The following is a 17098-nucleotide window of genomic DNA, read 5'->3' on the forward strand; positions in this document are numbered from 1 at the left end:
GGGAAGGCGGAGCGCGGCGAGCGCGTTGCCCCACCCGGAGGTGCACACATGAGACGCAGATTCGGACGATGGATCGTCATGGCGATCGCCATCCCGCTGGCCGCGGCGCTGCTGGGCCGCATCGCGGACGAGGTGGAGGCCCGTCAGGGCGAGGGCTCGAAGGTCGCCAAGGGGCTCCGCGTGGGCAAGGGCATCCTCCGGCCAGGCGCCTGAATCGCTCCATTTGACGGGTATGCTCCCGACTACCAGGCTGATGACGTGAAGGGTCACCAGCCTGGTCGAGCTCAGGAGCGTGCCATGGAGATCTCGGTCGAGGCTCCCGCGGAGCCGCCCGTGCTGGTCGCGAGCCTGCGGATGCCGTTCCCGGTGGCGCGCGTGTGGACCGCGGTGACCGAGCCCCTGTACATCCAGCAGTGGTTCGCGCCCCACGGGTACGCCAACCGCTCCGTGGAGATGGAGGTGTCCCCGGGCGGAGCCTGGCGGCTGCTCCAGATGGACCCCGAGGGCAACACCTTCACGTTCTACGGGCGCTACGACACCGTGGAGCGCGAGTCGCGCGTGCGGTTCTCCCTCATCTCGGAGCTCTTCCCCGACGTGGTGACCTACCTGCGGGTCGAGATGGCGGGCTCGACCGCCGGCACGATGATGGTGGTGAGCCACCTGTTCCCCTCGGACTACCACCGCACCGCCTACATCAACCTGGGCGGCGTGGCACGCCTGCGGGAGCCGCTCGAGCGCCTGGACGCGATGCTCCGGACGATGTCCTGAGGCGCCTGTCGGGCCGCGCGTCGCTCGGCTACGCTCGGCGCATGACCGCGGATCCCTTCACCGTCCCGCTCGAGCGCCTGCGCCGCCGGACCTCCGCCAAGTGGACCAAGTTCGGCCCCGAGGTGCTCCCCCTGTGGGTCGCCGAGATGGACGTCGACCTCGCGGAGCCCATCCGGGAGGCCCTCGACCGCGCCGTGCGCGAGGGCGACATGGGGTATCCGACGCCGGAGCCCTACATCGAGGCCTTCCTCGACTTCGCGCGCGCCCGCTGGACGTGGACGGGGCTCGACGCCGCCCGGACGACCCCGGTGCAGAGCGTCATCATGGGCTATGTCGACGCCCTCCTCGAGGTGACCGACCCCGGCTCGGAGATCCTGGTGAACTCGCCCGTGTACCCGCCCTTCTTCGCGTACCTCAAGCAAGCGGGCCGCGTGATCCGCGAGGCGCCGCTCGGCGCGGACATGCGGCTCGACCTCGCCGCCATCGACCGCGCCATGGCCGAGGCCACCGCCGGCGGCCGCCGCGCCGGCTACCTCCTGTGCAACCCCCACAACCCCGGCGGCGCGGTGCACACGCGCGCCGAGCTCGAGGGCGTCGCCGAGCTATCCCGCCGCCACGGCGTGCCGGTGGTCTCCGACGAGATCCACGCGCCGATCGTCTACGCGCCCCACGAGTTCACGCCCTACCTCGACGTCGACCCGACCGGCATGGCGCTGCACGCCGCCTCCAAGGCATGGAACCTCGCGTCGATCCCGTCGGCGCTGCTCATCGGCGGCCCCGAGTCCGCACCCTTCGACTCCTACCTCGCGGGCAAGCACCACGGACCCTCGCACCTGGGCGTCCTCGCCCAGACGGCCGCGTACCGCGACGGCGGGGAGTGGCTCGCGGGAATGCTCGCCGGGCTGGACCGCAACCGGCTGCTCGTGCGGGACCTGCTCGCGCAGCACGCCCCGCAGGTCGACTACCTGGTGCCCGAGGGCACGTACCTCACGTGGCTCGACTTCGGGACGATGCTGGGCGAGGTCCCGTCGCACGCGCTCATGACGCACGGTCGGCTCGCGCTCAACGTCGGCACCGACTTCGGAACGGGCGGCGCGGGCCACGCGCGCATGAACATCGCGACCAGCCCCGCGATCCTCGAGGAGGCGGTGCGCAGGATCGCGCACACGCTCGACGTGGTTCAGTCGGCGGGCGCGTCCCAGGTGAGCGTGTAGCGCCACAGCAGCTCGCGCTCGTACACCGCTCCCGGCAGCAGCCGCTCGGCCGCGCCGCGAACGTCGCGGAAGCTGTGCGGCGCGGGCCACGTGCAGTCGCAGCCGTGGTCCCAGTAGCCGCGGAACAGGCGCTGGAACTTGTCGACGAACGTCGCCCACACGTCCCGCGGGAGGTCCTGGGGCCAGTTCGGGGTGGCCATGCCCACCACGACCAGGCGCCCGCCGGGCGCGACCAGGTCGCGCAGGCGGGTGAGCCCGGCCTCGAGGTCCATGTGATGCAGCACGGCCGACGCCGTGACCACGTCGTACGTGCCGAGCTCCTCCTCGAGCGCGTCTCCCGCGAGGTACGTGATCGACGGGGACTGCTCGGTCGAGTCGAGCAGCTCGACCGTGCAACCCTGCGCGCGGGCGCGCGCGATCGCGGCGGGGTCGACGTCGATCGCGGTCACCTCGAGGCCGCGCGCAGCCAGGCGGCGCGCGAGGTAGCCCTCGCCGCAGCCGACGTCGAGAGCGGTCCGGGCGGTCTCGGGCAGGTTCGCGACCAGCGGCTGCATGTAGTGGATGTTGTAGTTCCAGCGCTGGTGGTCGGGACGCTCCTTCGCGTCCTGCGGCGTCGTCTCGCTCATGACGCACCATCATCCCCCACGGCCGACGGACGTCGGGACGATGCGGGACCCGGCCCCCGTGCGCGTGGAAGAATCGCGTCCGTGAACGAGGGCATGTCGAGGCTGGGCCGCGCCGCAGGCGCCGCCGCGCTGTCGACGCTCTCCGCCCTCGCGATGCACATGGGCGCCGGCGGAGCCGCCCCGTCGCTGCTCGCGATCGTGGCTCCGCTGCTCGCGTCCTTCGCGATCGCGGCGCAGCTCGCCGGCCGCCCCCTGGGCCGTGGGCGCCTCGCGCTCGTCGTCGCGGCGAGCCAGCTCGCGCTGCACACGACGTTCTCCCTCGGCGCACCGCGCGCGGTTCCGCCCGCCGGGCACACCGGTCACGATGCCGCGGCGCTCGCCGGTGTCCTCGACGGCTCCGGCGTGCACGCGCACGCCGCGATGCCGCTCGCGCACGTCGCGGCCGGCGCCGTCACCTACGGGACCATCCGCGCGGCCGGGACCATCCTGGCGGCGGCCTCGCGCATCGTCCACCTCGCGCTCGACGCGCTCACCGCGGCGCTGCGCCTGACGCCCGCACCCGTCTCGGGGCCGGCCCCGCGCCTCGTACCCGTCGCGGACGGCGTCTACGCGCCGCGCTCGCTCACCCTCGCCGTGCCCTCGGGGCGCGGACCTCCCGTGACCGCCTGAACCGAGTCACCCGCGGGCCCCGCCCGCACCCTTCAGGCACACCCGCGCGCCGCGGCGCACTCGCACGCGCGCGCCATCCCCACAGGAGAGTCATGTTCACCCGTCCCCGCTTCCTCACATCCGCCGCCGTCGCCGTGGTCGCGGCCGCCACCCTCGCCGGCTGCGCGTCCGACGACGCCTCCGCCACGGACCCGCTCGAGGTCACCGACCCGTGGGTCACGACCGCGACGCCGGAGGACATGATGTCCGCGGCCTTCGCCACCCTCACCAACACGACGGACGCGGACATCACCATCGTCGCCGCCACCTCCGACGTCTCGCCCGAGATCCAGCTCCACGAGGTGGTCGACGGCGCGATGCAGGAGAAGGACGGCGGCTTCGTGGTCCCGGCGGGAGAGTCGCTCGTGCTCGAGCCCGGCGGCCTCCACCTCATGCTCATCGGCCTCCCCGAGGCCGTCGTCGCCGGCGACGCGGTCGACTTCAGGCTCGAGCTCGCCGACGGCGGGACCGTGGCGTTCACCGCGACCGCGAAGGACTTCGACGGCGCGAACGAGGACTACGGCGACGAGGGCTGATGCCCGCCGAGACCAGCGGCCTCAGCCGGCGGCGGCTCCTCCTCGGAGGGGCCGCCGCCGGTGCGGGCGCGGCGATCACCCTGGGCGCGGAGCGCACCGGGCTGCTGCCCGGCTCCATGGCCGCAGCGTCCGTCGACACCGCCGGCGTCAACGGCGCGCGCATCGTGCCCTTCCACGGCGCCCATCAGGCGGGCGTGACGTCCACGCCGGGCGCGCACGCCACCTACCTCGCCTTCGACCTGCTTCCCGCGACCGATCGGGAGCGCCTACGTGCGTGGCTGCGGCTCCTCACGGACGATGCGGCCCGCATCACCCAGGGCCGCGGCGCGCTCGCGGACCTCGAGCCCGAGCTCGCCGTCCGGCCCGCGGGGCTCACCGCGACGTTCGGCGTCGGCCGCGAGGCCGTGGTCCGTGCGGGAGCCGACGCGCCCGCATGGCTGGGCCCGCTGCCCGCCTTCCCCGAGATCGACGCACTCGAGGACCGCTGGTCGCACGGCGACCTGATGGTGCTGCTTCACGGCGACGATCCGACCTCGATCTCGCACCTCGCGCGGATGATCCTGCGCGACTCGCGCAGCTTCGCCACGCTGCGGTGGCGCCAGACCGGCTTCCGCCGCGCGTACGGCTCCGACGCCTCGGGCACCACGATGCGCAACCTCTTCGGGCAGGTCGACGGCTCGCGGAACCCCCGACCGGGCGACGATGCGTTCGCCGCGGCGGTCTGGGCGGGCGACGAGGCCCCGGCGTGGCTGCGGGGCGGCACGTCGCTGGTGCTGCGGCGCATCGCGATGGACCTCGAGGGCTGGGACGAGGTCGGGCGCGAGGGTCGCGAGGCCGCCGTGGGCCGGCGCCTCGCGGACGGCGCCCCTCTCACGGGCGGGAGCGAGCGGGACGAGGTCGACCTTGATGCGACCGGGCCGAACGGCTTCACCGTGATCAACCCGGCCGCGCACGCGGCCCGCGCGCACGTCGCGGACCCGGCCCAGGGCATCGTCCGCATCGGCTACAGCTACGACGACCCGGTCGAGGCCGGCGCGGTCGACGGTGAGGGTCGGCCGGCGGTCTCGAACACGGGCCTGCTGTTCGGCTCGTGGCAGCGCGATGTCGACGCGCAGTACGTGCCGATGCAGGAGCGGCTCGCACAGGCGGACCTGCTCAATACGTGGACCACGCCCATCGGCTCCGGCGTGTGGGCGATCCCGCCGGGGTGCGAGGAGGGCGGGTTCGTGGGGGAGACGCTCTTCACCTGAACGCGCCGCGCCGCGCCCCGGGATTTGGGGCGCTCACGGTCGCGTTCGGCGCCCGGCCGCGCGCCATGGGGCATCGGCGATCGCCCACGAGCGCGGATGCCCCATGGGAGGCGGCGCGGCCCGGGATCCGACCGTGGGCGCCCCATTCGGGGAAGCGGCGGGCGCGGGCGGGACGGAGGTGGGCGACGCCCGGTGGCGGCTCGGGGAGGGCGCCCGTAGCCTCGACGCATGAGCACAACGTCGTGGTCAGCCCCTCCCGCGGACATCTCCGTCACCCCCGACACGGCTCATGCGCTGCTCGCGCGCGACCATCCGGACCTCGCGTCGCTCCCGCTCGGTCCCACCTACGGGGGCTGGGACAACGTCACCATCCGCCTGGGCGACGATCTCGCGGTTCGGATCCCGCGCCGCGCGCACGCCGCGCAGCTGATCGAGCGCGAGCACGTGTGGCTGCCGCGCCTCGCTCCCGGCTGGGGCTTCCCGGCGCCGGTGCCGGTGCGCCTTGGCGGCCCGTCCGAGGAGGTGCCATGGGCGTGGGCGGTGGTGCCCTGGCTGCCCGGTGAGCCCGCCTACGCCGCGCCGCTGTCGGGCCGCGGCGCGCGCGACCTCGGCCAGGCGCTCGCCGCGCTGCACGCCCCTGCCCCCGCCGACGCGCCCCGCAACCCCTTCCGGTCCACCCCGCTGGCCGAGCGCGCCGAGCGCTTCGACGACCGGATCGGGCGGCTGCTCGAGCGGGGCCTCGCGCTGGACGACGACGTGGCGCGCGAGCAGTTCCGCGCCGGGGCCGCGCAGCGCCGGCCCCTCGAGACCTGGTGCCACCTCGACCTCCACGGCGCCAACGTGCTGAGCGACGGCGGGCGGCTGGGCGGCATCCTCGACTGGGGCGACCTCGGGATCGCCGATCCGGCGACCGACCTGGGACAGGCGTGGTGCCTGGTCGGCGGCGCGCGCATGCGCGATCTGCTGCGCGGGTACGACGACGCCGTGACGCCGCTCGACGAGTCGGCGATGCTGCGGATCCGCGCGGAGGCGCTCGCCTATGGCGTCACGCTCGCCGCGCTCGACGAGCAGCCGTACGCCGATGGCGGACGGCGTGCGCTGGTCGACCTCGGCGTGCTCGAGGGCTGAGCCCGGACGCGACGCGCCTGCTACGCGCCCATCTTCTGGAGGAAGGGCTCGAGCTCGACCCAGTTCTCCTCATCCGTGCGGTCGTCGCGCCACAGCTCGAAGTACTGCGCCTTCGTCTCCTCGGACGCCTCGTCCCACACGCGGATCGCGTGGGCGAGGTCCTTGTGCCAGTAGCCGACGATGCGGAAGTGCGTGAGGGGCAGGCCGTACTCGCGGCGCAGCATCGTGCGGATCGCACGGGAGTCCTTGGCCTCGCACGCGACCCAGATGTACGAGCCAGCGGCGGGGTCGAGGTGCGTGTCGGTGAGCTCCACGAGCGCGTCCTTGAGCCCGGACGCGCGGCGCCCGTTGCCCCCGAGCCGCCAGTCGATGGTCGCCGACGCGGCCGTCGGCAGCTCGCGGCGCTCGGCCATGTCGGCGAGCTCGATGACCACGTGGAAGACCTCGTCGGCGCTCGCCTCCGCGAGCACCCGCGCGATCGCGGGAAGCGCGGTCGCGTCGCCGACGAGCACGCGCACGCCCGCGCCCTCCGGCACTTTGTAGTAGCCCTTGGAGTCGGAGACCTCGGTGCGGTCGCCGATCCGCGCGGTGCGCGCCCACGTCGCGCCGGGACCGTCGCCGTGGATGAAGATCTCCATCTCGAACCCGGCCTCGGTGTGCCCGCTCACCGTGTAGTGGCGCGCGCTGTGGCCGTCGGCGTCGGCGGTCTCGGCGCCCACCTCGAGGTGGATGCACTCGTCGGGGGTGCCGTCCGAGACCCAGGCCTGGGGTTCGTCGAGGCGGAGGCCGATGCGCATCATGTGCGGCGTGACCTGTGCGATCGACTCGACCGTGGCGGCGTGGATGGTCTCCATGAGGCTCCGTTCGTGGGGGATGAAGCTGGCTCGTGCGAGAAGGTGAGGCTCACCTCACCCGGGAAGTGTAGCCCACATCCGCAACGGCGCCGTTTCCTAATTCGCGGCGCGGGATATCCGTCATATCGGGGTTATGCCCCGCTACTGTGTGGCCGTGGCCTTCGCTCCGCTCGACACCGCACGCCTGGTGCTCCGTCCCTTCTCCGAGGAGGACGCGGAGGACTTCGCCGCGCGCCGCTCCGACCCGGAGACCGCGATGTATCAGGCGTGGCGCGTGCCCTACTCCGTCGAGAAGGCGCTCGCCGTCATCCGCGAGAGCGAGCATCACGACGGCCCGGTGCCCGGCCACTGGTTCCAGCTGGACGTCCAGCGTCGCGCCGACGGCCGCACCGTCGGGGACGTGGCCGTCTACCTGCACGAGCACGGGCACACCGCGGAGATCGGCTACACGCTGCACAGCTGGGCGCGGCGCAAGGGCTACGCGACCGAGGCCGCGACCGCGCTCATCGACTACCTGGTGGACGTCACCGGCGTGCACCGCGTCGAGGCGGCGACGCACCCCGACAACGCGCGTTCGATCCAGGTGCTCGAGCGGCTCGGCTTCCAGCACGAGGGCGTCAAGCGTGAGGCCTTCTGGGTCGAGGACGAGGTCTCCGACGACGAGCTGTTCGGCCTCCTCGCGCGCGAGTGGCGCGCCCGCCGCCACGCCCTCGCCGCGAGCGCGGACGCCGACGCCGCATCCGACGCGTAGCTTCACGGAATCTTCATCCGCGGCACGGCCGTCGCTTCATGCGCGGGGGATGGACTGGGGTCATCCGAGGGAAGGAGACTCCGATGACCATCGCATGGAGGACCGCGGCATGGGCCGCGGCGGCCGGCGCCGCGCTGATCGCGGTGCCCGTCGGTGCGGCGTGGGCCGCATCGTCCGACGGGTCGGGTGACGACGATCGCGGCGCGTACGGCCGCGCCATGGGCGGCATGATGCGCGCCTGGCACGACGATGACGACGACGTCGCGCACGGCGGCGGATGCCTCGGCACGGCCGCGGAGGACGATGCGCCCGCGACCGACGCCGACGCGGCCTCGCTGGCCGCGACGGCCGAGGAGGAGCGCATGGCCGGCGACCTCTACGACGCGCTCGCGGACGCCTGGGACCTGCGCACGTTCGCCATGGTCGCGCATGCGGAGGACATGCACCTGGGCGCCGTGCTGACCCTCATGGACGCGTACGGGCTCAACGATCCGACGGAGGGCGCGGTGGCCGGCGTCTACGACGATGCCGACCTGCAGACGCTCTACGACGACCTCCTGGAGCGCGGCACCGCGTCCGAGACCGGCGCTCTGGCGGTCGGGGCGTACGTCGAGGAGGCCGATATCGGGGACCTGCGGGCCCAGGACGTCGACTCCGCCTCGCTCGCGTCGCTGTACGCGAGGCTCGAGCACGCCAGCGAGCACCATCTCACCGTGTTCGTCCGCGCGCTCGACGCGGACGGTCAGCCCTACGAGGCGACCGTCCTGACACCCGCGGAGGTCGCCGAGATCACGGGCGTGCCGGCTCCCTAGGATGGCGAGCGTGGGCGCGCGCACCGTGCTGGTGGTCGACGACGAGCAGAGCATCCGCGAGCTCGTCGGAGGCTACCTGCGTCGCGAGGGCTACGACGTGGTCCCCGCCGCCTCCGGCGAGGAGGCCCTGGACGTCCTGCGCGGACGGGCGGTCGACCTCGTGATCCTCGACGTGCGGCTCCCGGGGATCGACGGCCTCGAGACCCTGCGTCGCGTGCGCCGCGGCTCGTCGGTGCCCGTGCTGCTGCTCACCGCGCGCGCGGAGGAGCCCGACCGCATCGTCGGGCTGGAGCTCGGGGCCGACGACTACGTGACCAAGCCGTTCAGCCCGCGCGAGGTGGTGGCGAGGGTCCGCGCGATCCTGCGCCGGCGCGACGGGTCGCTCAATGACGACCACGTCGCGGTGGGCGCCGTCCGCATCGATCCGGGTGGCCGCGAGGTGACCGTCGACGGCGCGCCGACCACGCTCACGGCGCTCGAGTTCGACCTGCTCGCGGCGCTCGCCTCGGCGCCCGGGCGGGTCTTCACTCGCCGCCAGCTCATCGAGCGCGTGTGGGGGTGGGACTTCTACGGCGACGAGCGCATCGTCGACGTCCACATCCGCAAGCTCCGGGCCGCGCTCCGGGACCCGGGGGACGCTCCCCGCATCGTGCTCACGGTCCGCGGCGTCGGCTACAAGCTGGCCGCGCCATGAGCACGCTGCGCCGCCGGCTGCTCGCGTCCCACCTCGTCGTGGCGGCGGTCGGGGTCCTCGCGCTCGTCGCGGTGGGCCTCGCCGTGGGCGGCGTCGCGGTCCAGCGCCGCATGGGGACCACCCACGGGTCCATGATGCGCGCCGCCGAGGCGCAGCAGGCCTTCGCCGATGCGCTGCCGCTCGCGCTCGGGTGGGGCGCCGCGGCGGGCATCGTCGCCGCGGCCATCGCGGCGCTGTGGGCCTCGCGCCGCATCGCGGGGCCGCTCGCCGAGGTGCAGGAGGCGACGCGCGCGATCGCAGGCGGCGACTACACGCGACGCGTGCCGCGCCCGCCGGAGGCGGAGCTCGCCGGGGTCGCCGACGACGTCAACGCCCTCGCGGAACGCCTCGCCGACATGGAGGCGCGCCGCGCGCGGCTCATCGACGAGGTCACGCACGAGATGCGGACGCCGCTCACCACCATCGGCGGCACCATGGAGGGGCTGATCGACGGCGTGGTCGAGCCCGGCGCCGCGACCTACGAGCGTGTCGCGGCGGAGGCCGCGCGACTGCGGAGGCTCGCCGAGGACCTGTCGACGCTGTCGCGCGCGCAGGAGAGCACCCTCGCGCTCGCGCTCGCGGCCGTCGACCTCGCGACGCTCACCCGCGACGCCGCGGAGCGGTTGCGGCCCCAGTTCGAGCACCGGGGCGTCGGGCTCGCGGTCGACGCGCCCCGCCCGGTGCCCGTCACGGCGGACGCCGACCGCATCACGCAGGTGCTGGTCAACGTGCTCGGGAACGCGCTCGCGCACAGCCCACGCGGGTCCCAGGTGGCGGTCGCCGCCGCGCGCGACGCCGCCGGCGCCCTGGTGACGATCGCCGACCAGGGGTCGGGGATCGCCGGCGAGGACCTCGAGCGGGTGTTCGAGCGGTTCTTCCGCGGCGCCGACGCCTCGGACCGGCCCGGCCGCGGCATCGGCCTCACCATCGCCCGCTCGCTCGCGCGCGCCCACGGCGGCGACCTGACCGCGCGCTCCGCCGGTCCGGGTCGCGGCGCGACGTTCACCCTGACGCTCGGCGGCGACCGGCGACCGGTGACCGGTGACGCCGGAGCCGACGGCGCGCCTGTGGCCCATGTCACATGGCGAGCACGTTGTTCGCTAGGGTGACGGGCATGCTCCCGAGCGCAAGGATCGCGCGACCGGTCACGGTCGACGATGCTCAGGTGCGCGCGCTCGTCGACGACCAGTTCCCGCACCTCGCCGACCAGGAGGTCGGCCGCCGGTACACGCACGAGGACCACATCGCGGTCCGCATCGGCGACCGCTACGGCGCGCTCTTCCCGCGCTTCGCGCTCGACGACCCGCTGTTCGCGCGCGCGACCGACGTGCTCGCGCCGCACCTCGGGCGCTACTCGTTCCCGCTCAGCGCGCCGATCGCCACGGGCCTGCCGGGACACGGCTTCCCGTACCACTGGACGCTGGTCGAGTGGGTGTCGGCGTCGACGGCGGCGTTCGTGCCGCTCCATGCCTCGTCCGCGCGGGCGCTCGGGACGGCGCTGCGCGAGATCCACGTGGCGGCCCCCGAGGATGCCCCGCAGAACCCCGCGACCGCGCCCGGCCTCGGCGCCCTGCTGGCCGAGTGGGACCGCCTGCTCGTGTTCGCGTCGCTGCGCGGCGCCCCCGAGAACCGCGTCCTCGACGTCGAGTCCGTCGACTCGCTGTTCCGCGTGGGCGCCGTCGCGCCGGTCGACGTGCCGATCACCTGGACCCATGGCCGGCTCGAGCCGCGCTCGATCCAGTCGGACCGCGGCCAGTTCGCCGGGCTGCTCATCTGGCACCGGTTCGGCACGGGCGACCCCGCGGCGGACCTCGGCGGCGCCGCGACGGTGATCCCGCTCGACATGCGCGACGAGTTCTACGCCGGCTACGGCGAGGTGAGCACCGCGACCGCATGGCGCGCGCAGTCGTACCAGCTGTTCAGCGCGCTCCACCACATCGAGATCGACGATCCGTTCCTCGCGCGCATGGCGTGGGAGCGGCTCATCGAGCTCGGCCTGGCGCACGAGGCGTAGGACGATGCGCGGGCTCGCCTGCGCGGCGGCCTCCGCGGTCGGCGGCATCGTCGCGCTCGCGGCCTGCGCGGCGCCGTCCGACCAGGACGCGCAGCCCTGGGACGAGCCTGCGGACTACGTGTACGAGGCGACCATCACGGTGTTCGGCACCACCGCGGGCACGTGGCGCATCACGGTCGACGACCGGGCGGTCGCGGCCGCCGAGCCCCTCGACGAGCTCGCGGAGTACTCGGCGCACGACTACCAGCCGGCGCTCGAGGACTTCCCCACGCTCACCGGGCTCGTCGAGCTCTACAACCTCGGCGTCGCCGACGGCTACCGCGTGGCCGATCTCGAGCAGGCGGACGACGGCACGCCGCGGCGCCTCGAGCTCGACCCCGATGAGAACGCCATAGACGACGAGTACGCGATCGACGTCCTCGGCGTCGACGTCGGGTGACCCGGCCGGGCTGATAGCCGGTCAGGCCTCGTACGTGGGACAGTAGGCCGCATGGACATCTTCGAGACCCCGCTCCCCGGAGTCGGCGTCCGCTACGAGTTCACGGCCGAGGGCGGCGACCACGTCGGCGTGGTCGTGCGCCGCGACGGCAAGCGCGACATCGCGCTGTACGACCGCGACGACCCGGACTCGTGCCGCGGCACGGTCGAGCTCTCCGAGGGCGACGCCGGCAAGATGGCGGAGCTGCTGGGCGGCTCGAACATCATCGCGCGGCTCGAGGACCTCCGTCACACCATCGTGGGGCTCGCGATCGAGTGGGTGACGATGCCCGCGAGGGGCGGCCTGGTCGGGCGCCCGCTCGCCGAGGGCCGCATCCGCACCGTGACCTCGGCCTCGGTGGTCGCGGTCATCCGCGGCGACCAGGGCATCCCCGGCATCGAGCCGTCCTTCATCTTCGAGCCGGGCGACACGGTCCTGGTCATGGGCTCCGACGAGGCCGTCGACCGCGCGGCCGCGATCCTCACAGGCTGACCGATGCTCGCCGCGACCGCACCCCTGCCGGGCCTGCGCGTCGAGCTGGTGAGCGCCCACGCGAGCGAGACCTCGGTGGTCCTCATCGAGCTGGGGATCGTCTTCATCGTCCTGGCGCTGCTGGGCCGGCTCGCCAACCGCATCGGCATCCCCTCGATCCCCCTGTACCTGCTGGCCGGCCTGGTCATGGGCGAGGGCGGCTTCATCCCGATCGACGCGGGCGAGGAGTTCCTGTCGATCGGCGCGCAGATCGGCGTGGTGCTGCTCCTGCTGCTGCTCGGCCTCGAGTACTCGCCCGACGACCTCAAGGTCGGCATGCGCACCACGTGGAAGGCGGGCATCCTCGACCTCGTCCTCAACGCGACGCCGGGCTTCATCGTCGCGCAGCTGCTCGGCTGGTCGCTCCAGGCCTCCGTGCTGCTCGCGGGCGTCACGTACATCTCGAGCTCCGGGATCATCGCGCGGCTGCTCGACGACTTCGACCGGCTCGCGAACCGCGAGACTCCCGTGATCCTCAGCCTGCTGGTGATGGAGGACATCGCGATGGCGGTGTTCCTCCCGCTGCTCGCGGTCATGCTCGTCGGCGCGACCTTCGTCCAGGGAGCGATCGCGGCCGGCATCGCGATCGCGATCGTGGCGGTCGCCTTCATGCTCGCGGTGCGCTTCTCCAAGCACGTCTCCGCCGTGGTGCACTCGCACTCGCGCGAGCTCCTGCTGCTCGGCGTGCTGGGCCTCGCGTTCCTGGTCGCCGGCCTGGCCGAGGCGGTCCAGGTGTCGGCCGCCGTCGGCGCGTTCCTGCTCGGGCTCACCCTCTCGGGCAACGTGGCCGACCAGATCCGCGGCCTCATGCCCCCGCTGCGCGACGTCTTCGGCGGCATCTTCTTCGTGTTCTTCGGCATCGGGATCGACCCGCGCGACCTCGGCCCGGTGCTGCTCCCGGCGCTCGCCCTCGCGCTCGTCACGGCGGTGACCAAGATCGGCACGGGCGTGTGGGCGGCGAAGCGCGCCGGCATCGGCCCGAAGGGCCAGTGGCGCACGGGGCTCTCGCTGGTGCCGCGCGGCGAGTTCTCGATCGTCATCGCCGGGCTCGGCGTCGCCGCCGGCGCGCAGCCGCTCCTGGGCCCGCTCGCCGCCGCCTACGTGCTCGCCCTCGCGGTCGCCGGCTCGATCCTCATGCGCTTCGCCGACCGCATCCCGTCCCCGCTCAAGGCCCCCGTCCGGGACGGCTCCGCCCGTGTGAGACGATGAGCCGTCGTTCCCGGACAGGCGCTCCGCCCCGGGGACGATGCGCCGGCCACGTCGCGCAGTTGGCGTGGCTTCCGCGCGAGGACGCGCGCGATCTCAGCCTGTGAGGTTCCGTCATGCTCTCCCCGTATCGAGGCATCCTCGCGCTCCCCGGAGCGCGTGCGTTCACCGCCTGGGGCCTCGTCGCGCGCATGCAGATGGGGCTCACGGGCCTGTCGACGTTCCTGCTCGTGCAGATCGAGTACGGGCGCTACGAGTACGGCGGCATCGTTCTCGCCGCGATCGCGCTGTCCTTCGCGGCGATCTCGCCCCAGGTCGGCAGGCTGACCGACGCGTACGGGCAGTCGCGCGTGCTGCGGGTCGGCTTCGCCGTCGCGATCGTGGGCCGCGTCGCGATGATCGCCGCCGCGCTCACCCACCAGCCGCTGTGGGTCCTGCTCCTGCTCACGCCCCTGTTCGCGGCGGGCGGCACGCAGTCGACGCACACGCGCGCCCGCTGGACCCACATCGTCCCGGACAAGGACGCGCTCAACACGGCGTTCTCGCTCGAGTCCTCGCTCGAGGAGGTGCTCTTCATCGTCGGTCCGGCGCTCGCCACGATCCTCGCGACGCAGGTCGCCTCCTGGGTGCCGAGCGTGCTCGCGGTCACCACCCTCGCGATCGGCGGCTACGCGTTCCTCGCGCTGACCGCGACGGAGCCGCCGGCGCGGAGGGACGATGCGCGGCGCCGCCAAGCCGCGCACGATCACGGTCGCGCGCTCGTCATCGACGGGACGCTCGAGCGGGTGGGCCTGCCGCCGCGGCCGCGCGGGCTGCGCCGGTACCGCGGGGCGCTGCGCGGGCATCTGCTCGTCACCACCCCGGCGCTGGTGATCACGACCGCGATCTTCGCGACGCAGGGCGCGATGTTCGCCTCGGTCGACGCCGCCACGGTCGCGTTCGCGGAGGAGCTGGGCCACAAGGAGAAGGCCGGCCTCGTGCTCGCGGTGTGGGCGGTCGGATCGCTCGTGGGCGGCCTCGCCTACGGTTCGCGCGTGTGGTCGCTCACGCTCGCCTCGCGCATGCTCTGGGGCGTGACCATCACGGGCGTGGGCGCGGTGTCGTTCATGTTCGCGCCCGGGCTGGTCGCGCTGGGCACGCTGATGTTCCTCACGGGCCTCGCCATCGCGCCGACGATGGCGGTCGGGGACGGCGTCACGCATGCGCTCGTGCCCCGCTCGCGCCTCACCGAGGGGATGACGTGGACCCGCACCGGCATGGACCTTGGCGTCGCCGCGGGTGCGTGGACGGTGGGCGCGGTGATCGATCGCGTGGGTGCCGAGGGCGGGTTCCTCGTCACGGGGGCGGCCGGCGCGCTGGGCGTGGTGATCGCGCTCGCGTCGTGGCGCTACCTGCGGTCGCGTCGCGCCTACGAGGAGCAGGTGTCGCGCGACGCTGCGCTCCCCGTCCCCGCGTAGTCACCCGGGACCGCGGAGCGGGCCGATAATGGCCGCGTGATCAGAGACGCCGTCGCCGCCACCGATGCGGCCCGCATCGCCGAGATCTACGAGCACTACGTGCTCCACGACACGGCGACGTTCGAGACCGAGCCCGTCGAGGCCGACGAGATGTGGGGGCGCATCGACGGCATCCAGAAGCGCGGCCTGCCGTACCTGGTGGCCGAGGCTGACGGGCGCGTCGTGGGATACGCGTACGCCGGCCCGTACCGCGATCGCGCGGCCTACCGTCACACGCTGGAGTCGACGGTGTACCTCGACGCGGACGCGCGCCGCTCGGGCCTGGGCACCGCGCTGTACGGTGCGCTGCTCGACCGGCTCCGGACGCTCGAGGGTTCGGTCCACGCGCCGGTGCACTCGGTGATGGGTGTGGTCGCGCTGCCCCACCCGGGCTCGGTCGCGCTCCACGAACGGCTCGGCTTCCGCCACGTCGGCACCCTCACGGAGGCGGGCTACAAGTTCGACCGCTGGATCGACGTGGGCCTCTGGCAGCTCACGCTCTGAGCTCGAAGTAGCGGGCCGCGGCCGCGAGACGGCGTTGCCCGCGCGCCGTGATCCGGACCGTCCGATGGTCGACGACCGCACGTAGCCGCGCGATGGCACGGCGAGCCTCGGAGGGGTCACCCGTCCGTAGCGGCGAATGGCAGAGGTCGAGCAGCGTCTGAGCACGCGTGGTGGCAAGCCAGTCGCCCAGCTCGCCTCCGAAGACCAGGAGGATCGGCCCCTCGGTCGTCCTGGCGGGATCGGTGCCGAGCGGAGGCACATCCTTGATCCGCGTCTCGCGTCGTTGATGGAAGGTCACGGTGACACCGAGCGCATCGAGCGCGACGGGCCTCGTCTGCGCGGGGACGGTGACGTGCACCTCACCGCGCGGCGGCTCGCATGCGTGATGGATCGCGGCTGCGCTCAGCCCGCTGATGTAGGGCGCCCGGCGACCGAAGCGCGCGGCCGCCAGGAGCCACCCGACCTCGATCGCGTCCGGTTGCCAACCGGCCCCTGCTCCGTCGGGAACGCACACGAAGCGTCCGCGCGCCAGCGCGACGATGCGTCCCTCCGCGAGCCTGCGGCGCAGCCAGCGATCCGGAACCCCCACCGCGCGACGCACATCCGCGGTGCCGAAAAGCGGGAAGGCGCGCGGGGCCGCGTTCCCTGGGGTCCCGACGAGATCGACCCACCTCGCCTGCCGGCGGACTCCGTCGGCCGCCCGCCACCGCCGGAGCATCGTCTGTGGATCCCTGTCCCCGAGGTCCCCCGGCATCGCGCCCATCCGTGCCCTCCGCATCGTCCTCGCCCCACGCTGGATCGAGGCGACGCAGGAAGCGCGCGCGAGGACCGGACCGTGGAGCGTCGAACGGCCTCGGACGCCTGGGGACCACGCCCTCGGAGAGGATGAACCCCGTCGCACCCGACTCCTCCGCGAATTCATGCCGTTTGCGACGGACCGCCACCGACGCTTCGCGGCGCACGCGCCCGTCGCGATCTGCATGAATTCGCGGGCAGGTCGCACACGATCGGCGTCGCGATCCGCATGAATTCGCGGAGGTGTGCGGGGCGACTTACGCCATACCCTGGTGCCGCCCGCGCTGGGCGGGGGTAGACCGGTGGCCATGGCACGACTTGCGTGGTTCGAGATCCCCGCTACCGACCTGGCGCGCGCAACCGCGTTCTACGAGTCCCTGCTCGGTGTCTCGCTGATCCCGGAAGACATCGGGGACGGGAGGCCCAAGGCGCTCATCCCGGATGGCGACGTCATGATCGGTGCCATCGCCGCGGGCCCCGACTGGACTCCCTCGAGCGCTGGCGCCGTGCTCTACCTCGACGGCGGTGCGGACCTGCAGCCGATGCTTGACCGCGCCGTCGCTGCCGGCGGCGCTGTCGTCGAGCCGAAGCAGCCCGTCGATGCCACATCGGGCTTCTGGGCACGCTTCCAGGACACCGAGGGCAACATCGTGGGCGTGCTGTCGCCCGGCTGAACGGCCATGCTTGCGCCGGG

Annotated in this window: 21 protein-coding genes; 18 read left to right on the forward strand and 3 right to left on the reverse strand. The window is 73.6% G+C overall.

The window, feature by feature from the left end; translation table 11 throughout:
* Window positions 1–48 precede the first annotated feature (48 nt).
* The 3 genes from AOM09_RS15250 to AOM09_RS12580 all read left to right on the forward strand — a co-directional run bounded on the left by AOM09_RS15250 (window position 49) and on the right by AOM09_RS12580 (window position 1982).
* Entirely contained in the window at window positions 49–213 is a 165-nt protein-coding gene (locus AOM09_RS15250; RefSeq protein ID WP_156162360.1) for a hypothetical protein, read from the forward strand.
* A gap of 84 nt (window positions 214–297) precedes the next feature.
* Window positions 298–768 (forward strand): SRPBCC domain-containing protein, encoded by a 471-nt coding sequence (locus AOM09_RS12575; protein ID WP_062389115.1) that lies wholly within the window; start codon window positions 298–300, stop codon window positions 766–768.
* Window positions 769–809: 41 nt separating this feature from the next.
* Window positions 810–1982 (forward strand): MalY/PatB family protein, encoded by a 1173-nt coding sequence (locus tag AOM09_RS12580; RefSeq protein WP_062389118.1) that lies wholly within the window; start codon window positions 810–812, stop codon window positions 1980–1982.
* Here AOM09_RS12580 and AOM09_RS12585 read toward each other — a convergent pair.
* A complete protein-coding gene (locus AOM09_RS12585) occupies window positions 1949–2608 on the reverse strand; it encodes a class I SAM-dependent methyltransferase (protein ID WP_062389121.1) in 660 nt (219 codons plus the stop codon). The genes AOM09_RS12580 and AOM09_RS12585 overlap by 34 nt on opposite strands.
* Window positions 2609–2689: 81 nt before the next feature.
* Between AOM09_RS12585 and AOM09_RS12590 the strand changes: the two genes are divergently transcribed.
* From AOM09_RS12590 to AOM09_RS12605, 4 genes are all read left to right on the forward strand, one after another.
* Window positions 2690–3277, forward strand: coding sequence for a hypothetical protein (locus AOM09_RS12590; RefSeq protein ID WP_156162361.1), 588 nt, complete (start codon window positions 2690–2692; stop codon window positions 3275–3277).
* A gap of 92 nt (window positions 3278–3369) precedes the next feature.
* Window positions 3370–3852 (forward strand): copper chaperone PCu(A)C, encoded by a 483-nt coding sequence (locus tag AOM09_RS12595; RefSeq protein WP_062389125.1) that lies wholly within the window; start codon window positions 3370–3372, stop codon window positions 3850–3852.
* Window positions 3852–5102 carry a Dyp-type peroxidase gene (locus AOM09_RS12600; RefSeq protein WP_062389127.1) on the forward strand — a complete coding sequence of 417 codons (1251 nt, stop codon included), beginning with the start codon at window positions 3852–3854 and terminating at the stop codon, window positions 5100–5102. The genes AOM09_RS12595 and AOM09_RS12600 overlap by 1 nt, the downstream gene beginning before the upstream one ends.
* 228 nt (window positions 5103–5330) lie before the next feature.
* A complete protein-coding gene (locus tag AOM09_RS12605) occupies window positions 5331–6230 on the forward strand; it encodes a phosphotransferase (protein ID WP_062389130.1) in 900 nt (299 codons plus the stop codon).
* Between the two features lie 20 nt (window positions 6231–6250).
* Here AOM09_RS12605 and AOM09_RS12610 read toward each other — a convergent pair whose 3' ends face one another.
* Complete coding sequence (locus AOM09_RS12610; protein ID WP_062389132.1) at window positions 6251–7084, reverse strand: siderophore-interacting protein; 834 nt, start codon at window positions 7082–7084, stop codon at window positions 6251–6253.
* Between the two features lie 154 nt (window positions 7085–7238).
* On the opposite strand from AOM09_RS12610, the gene AOM09_RS12615 reads away from it, so the two are divergent.
* The 10 genes from AOM09_RS12615 (at window position 7239) to AOM09_RS12660 (ending at window position 15609) form a co-directional block, all read left to right on the forward strand.
* Window positions 7239–7835 (forward strand): GNAT family N-acetyltransferase, encoded by a 597-nt coding sequence (locus AOM09_RS12615; protein WP_169747661.1) that lies wholly within the window; start codon window positions 7239–7241, stop codon window positions 7833–7835.
* A gap of 83 nt (window positions 7836–7918) precedes the next feature.
* Entirely contained in the window at window positions 7919–8647 is a 729-nt protein-coding gene (locus tag AOM09_RS12620) for a DUF2202 domain-containing protein (RefSeq protein WP_062389137.1), read from the forward strand.
* A 1-nt stretch (window position 8648) separates the two neighbouring features.
* A complete protein-coding gene (locus tag AOM09_RS12625) occupies window positions 8649–9341 on the forward strand; it encodes a response regulator (protein ID WP_062389140.1) in 693 nt (230 codons plus the stop codon).
* Complete coding sequence (locus AOM09_RS12630; protein WP_082099135.1) at window positions 9338–10489, forward strand: sensor histidine kinase; 1152 nt, start codon at window positions 9338–9340, stop codon at window positions 10487–10489. Before AOM09_RS12625 ends, AOM09_RS12630 begins: the two co-directional genes overlap by 4 nt.
* 5 nt (window positions 10490–10494) lie before the next feature.
* Window positions 10495–11394 carry a phosphotransferase gene (locus tag AOM09_RS12635; protein WP_062389142.1) on the forward strand — a complete coding sequence of 300 codons (900 nt, stop codon included), beginning with the start codon at window positions 10495–10497 and terminating at the stop codon, window positions 11392–11394.
* Between the two features lie 4 nt (window positions 11395–11398).
* Complete coding sequence (locus tag AOM09_RS12640; RefSeq protein WP_062389144.1) at window positions 11399–11833, forward strand: DUF6174 domain-containing protein; 435 nt, start codon at window positions 11399–11401, stop codon at window positions 11831–11833.
* A gap of 51 nt (window positions 11834–11884) precedes the next feature.
* Window positions 11885–12364 (forward strand): cation:proton antiporter regulatory subunit, encoded by a 480-nt coding sequence (locus AOM09_RS12645; RefSeq protein ID WP_082099139.1) that lies wholly within the window; start codon window positions 11885–11887, stop codon window positions 12362–12364.
* 3 nt (window positions 12365–12367) lie between these two features.
* On the forward strand, window positions 12368–13612 hold the full coding sequence (locus AOM09_RS12650) for a cation:proton antiporter (RefSeq protein WP_082099141.1): 1245 nt from the start codon (window positions 12368–12370) through the stop codon (window positions 13610–13612).
* 113 nt (window positions 13613–13725) lie between these two features.
* Entirely contained in the window at window positions 13726–15066 is a 1341-nt protein-coding gene (locus AOM09_RS12655) for an MFS transporter (RefSeq protein ID WP_062389147.1), read from the forward strand.
* A gap of 36 nt (window positions 15067–15102) precedes the next feature.
* Window positions 15103–15609 (forward strand): GNAT family N-acetyltransferase, encoded by a 507-nt coding sequence (locus AOM09_RS12660; RefSeq protein WP_062389150.1) that lies wholly within the window; start codon window positions 15103–15105, stop codon window positions 15607–15609.
* Here AOM09_RS12660 and AOM09_RS12665 read toward each other — a convergent pair.
* A complete protein-coding gene (locus AOM09_RS12665; RefSeq protein WP_156162362.1) occupies window positions 15599–16198 on the reverse strand; it encodes a hypothetical protein in 600 nt (199 codons plus the stop codon). The two genes, AOM09_RS12660 and AOM09_RS12665, sit on opposite strands and share 11 nt — an antisense overlap.
* Before the next feature lie 514 nt (window positions 16199–16712).
* Here AOM09_RS12665 and AOM09_RS12670 point away from each other — a divergent pair.
* Complete coding sequence (locus AOM09_RS12670; RefSeq protein WP_062389156.1) at window positions 16713–17078, forward strand: VOC family protein; 366 nt, start codon at window positions 16713–16715, stop codon at window positions 17076–17078.
* Window positions 17079–17098: the final 20 nt, after the last annotated feature.

Origin of the sequence: Demequina iriomotensis (assembly GCF_000971395.1) — a bacterium.
In the GTDB taxonomy this organism is placed as follows: Bacteria; Actinomycetota; Actinomycetes; order Actinomycetales; family Demequinaceae; genus Demequina; species Demequina iriomotensis.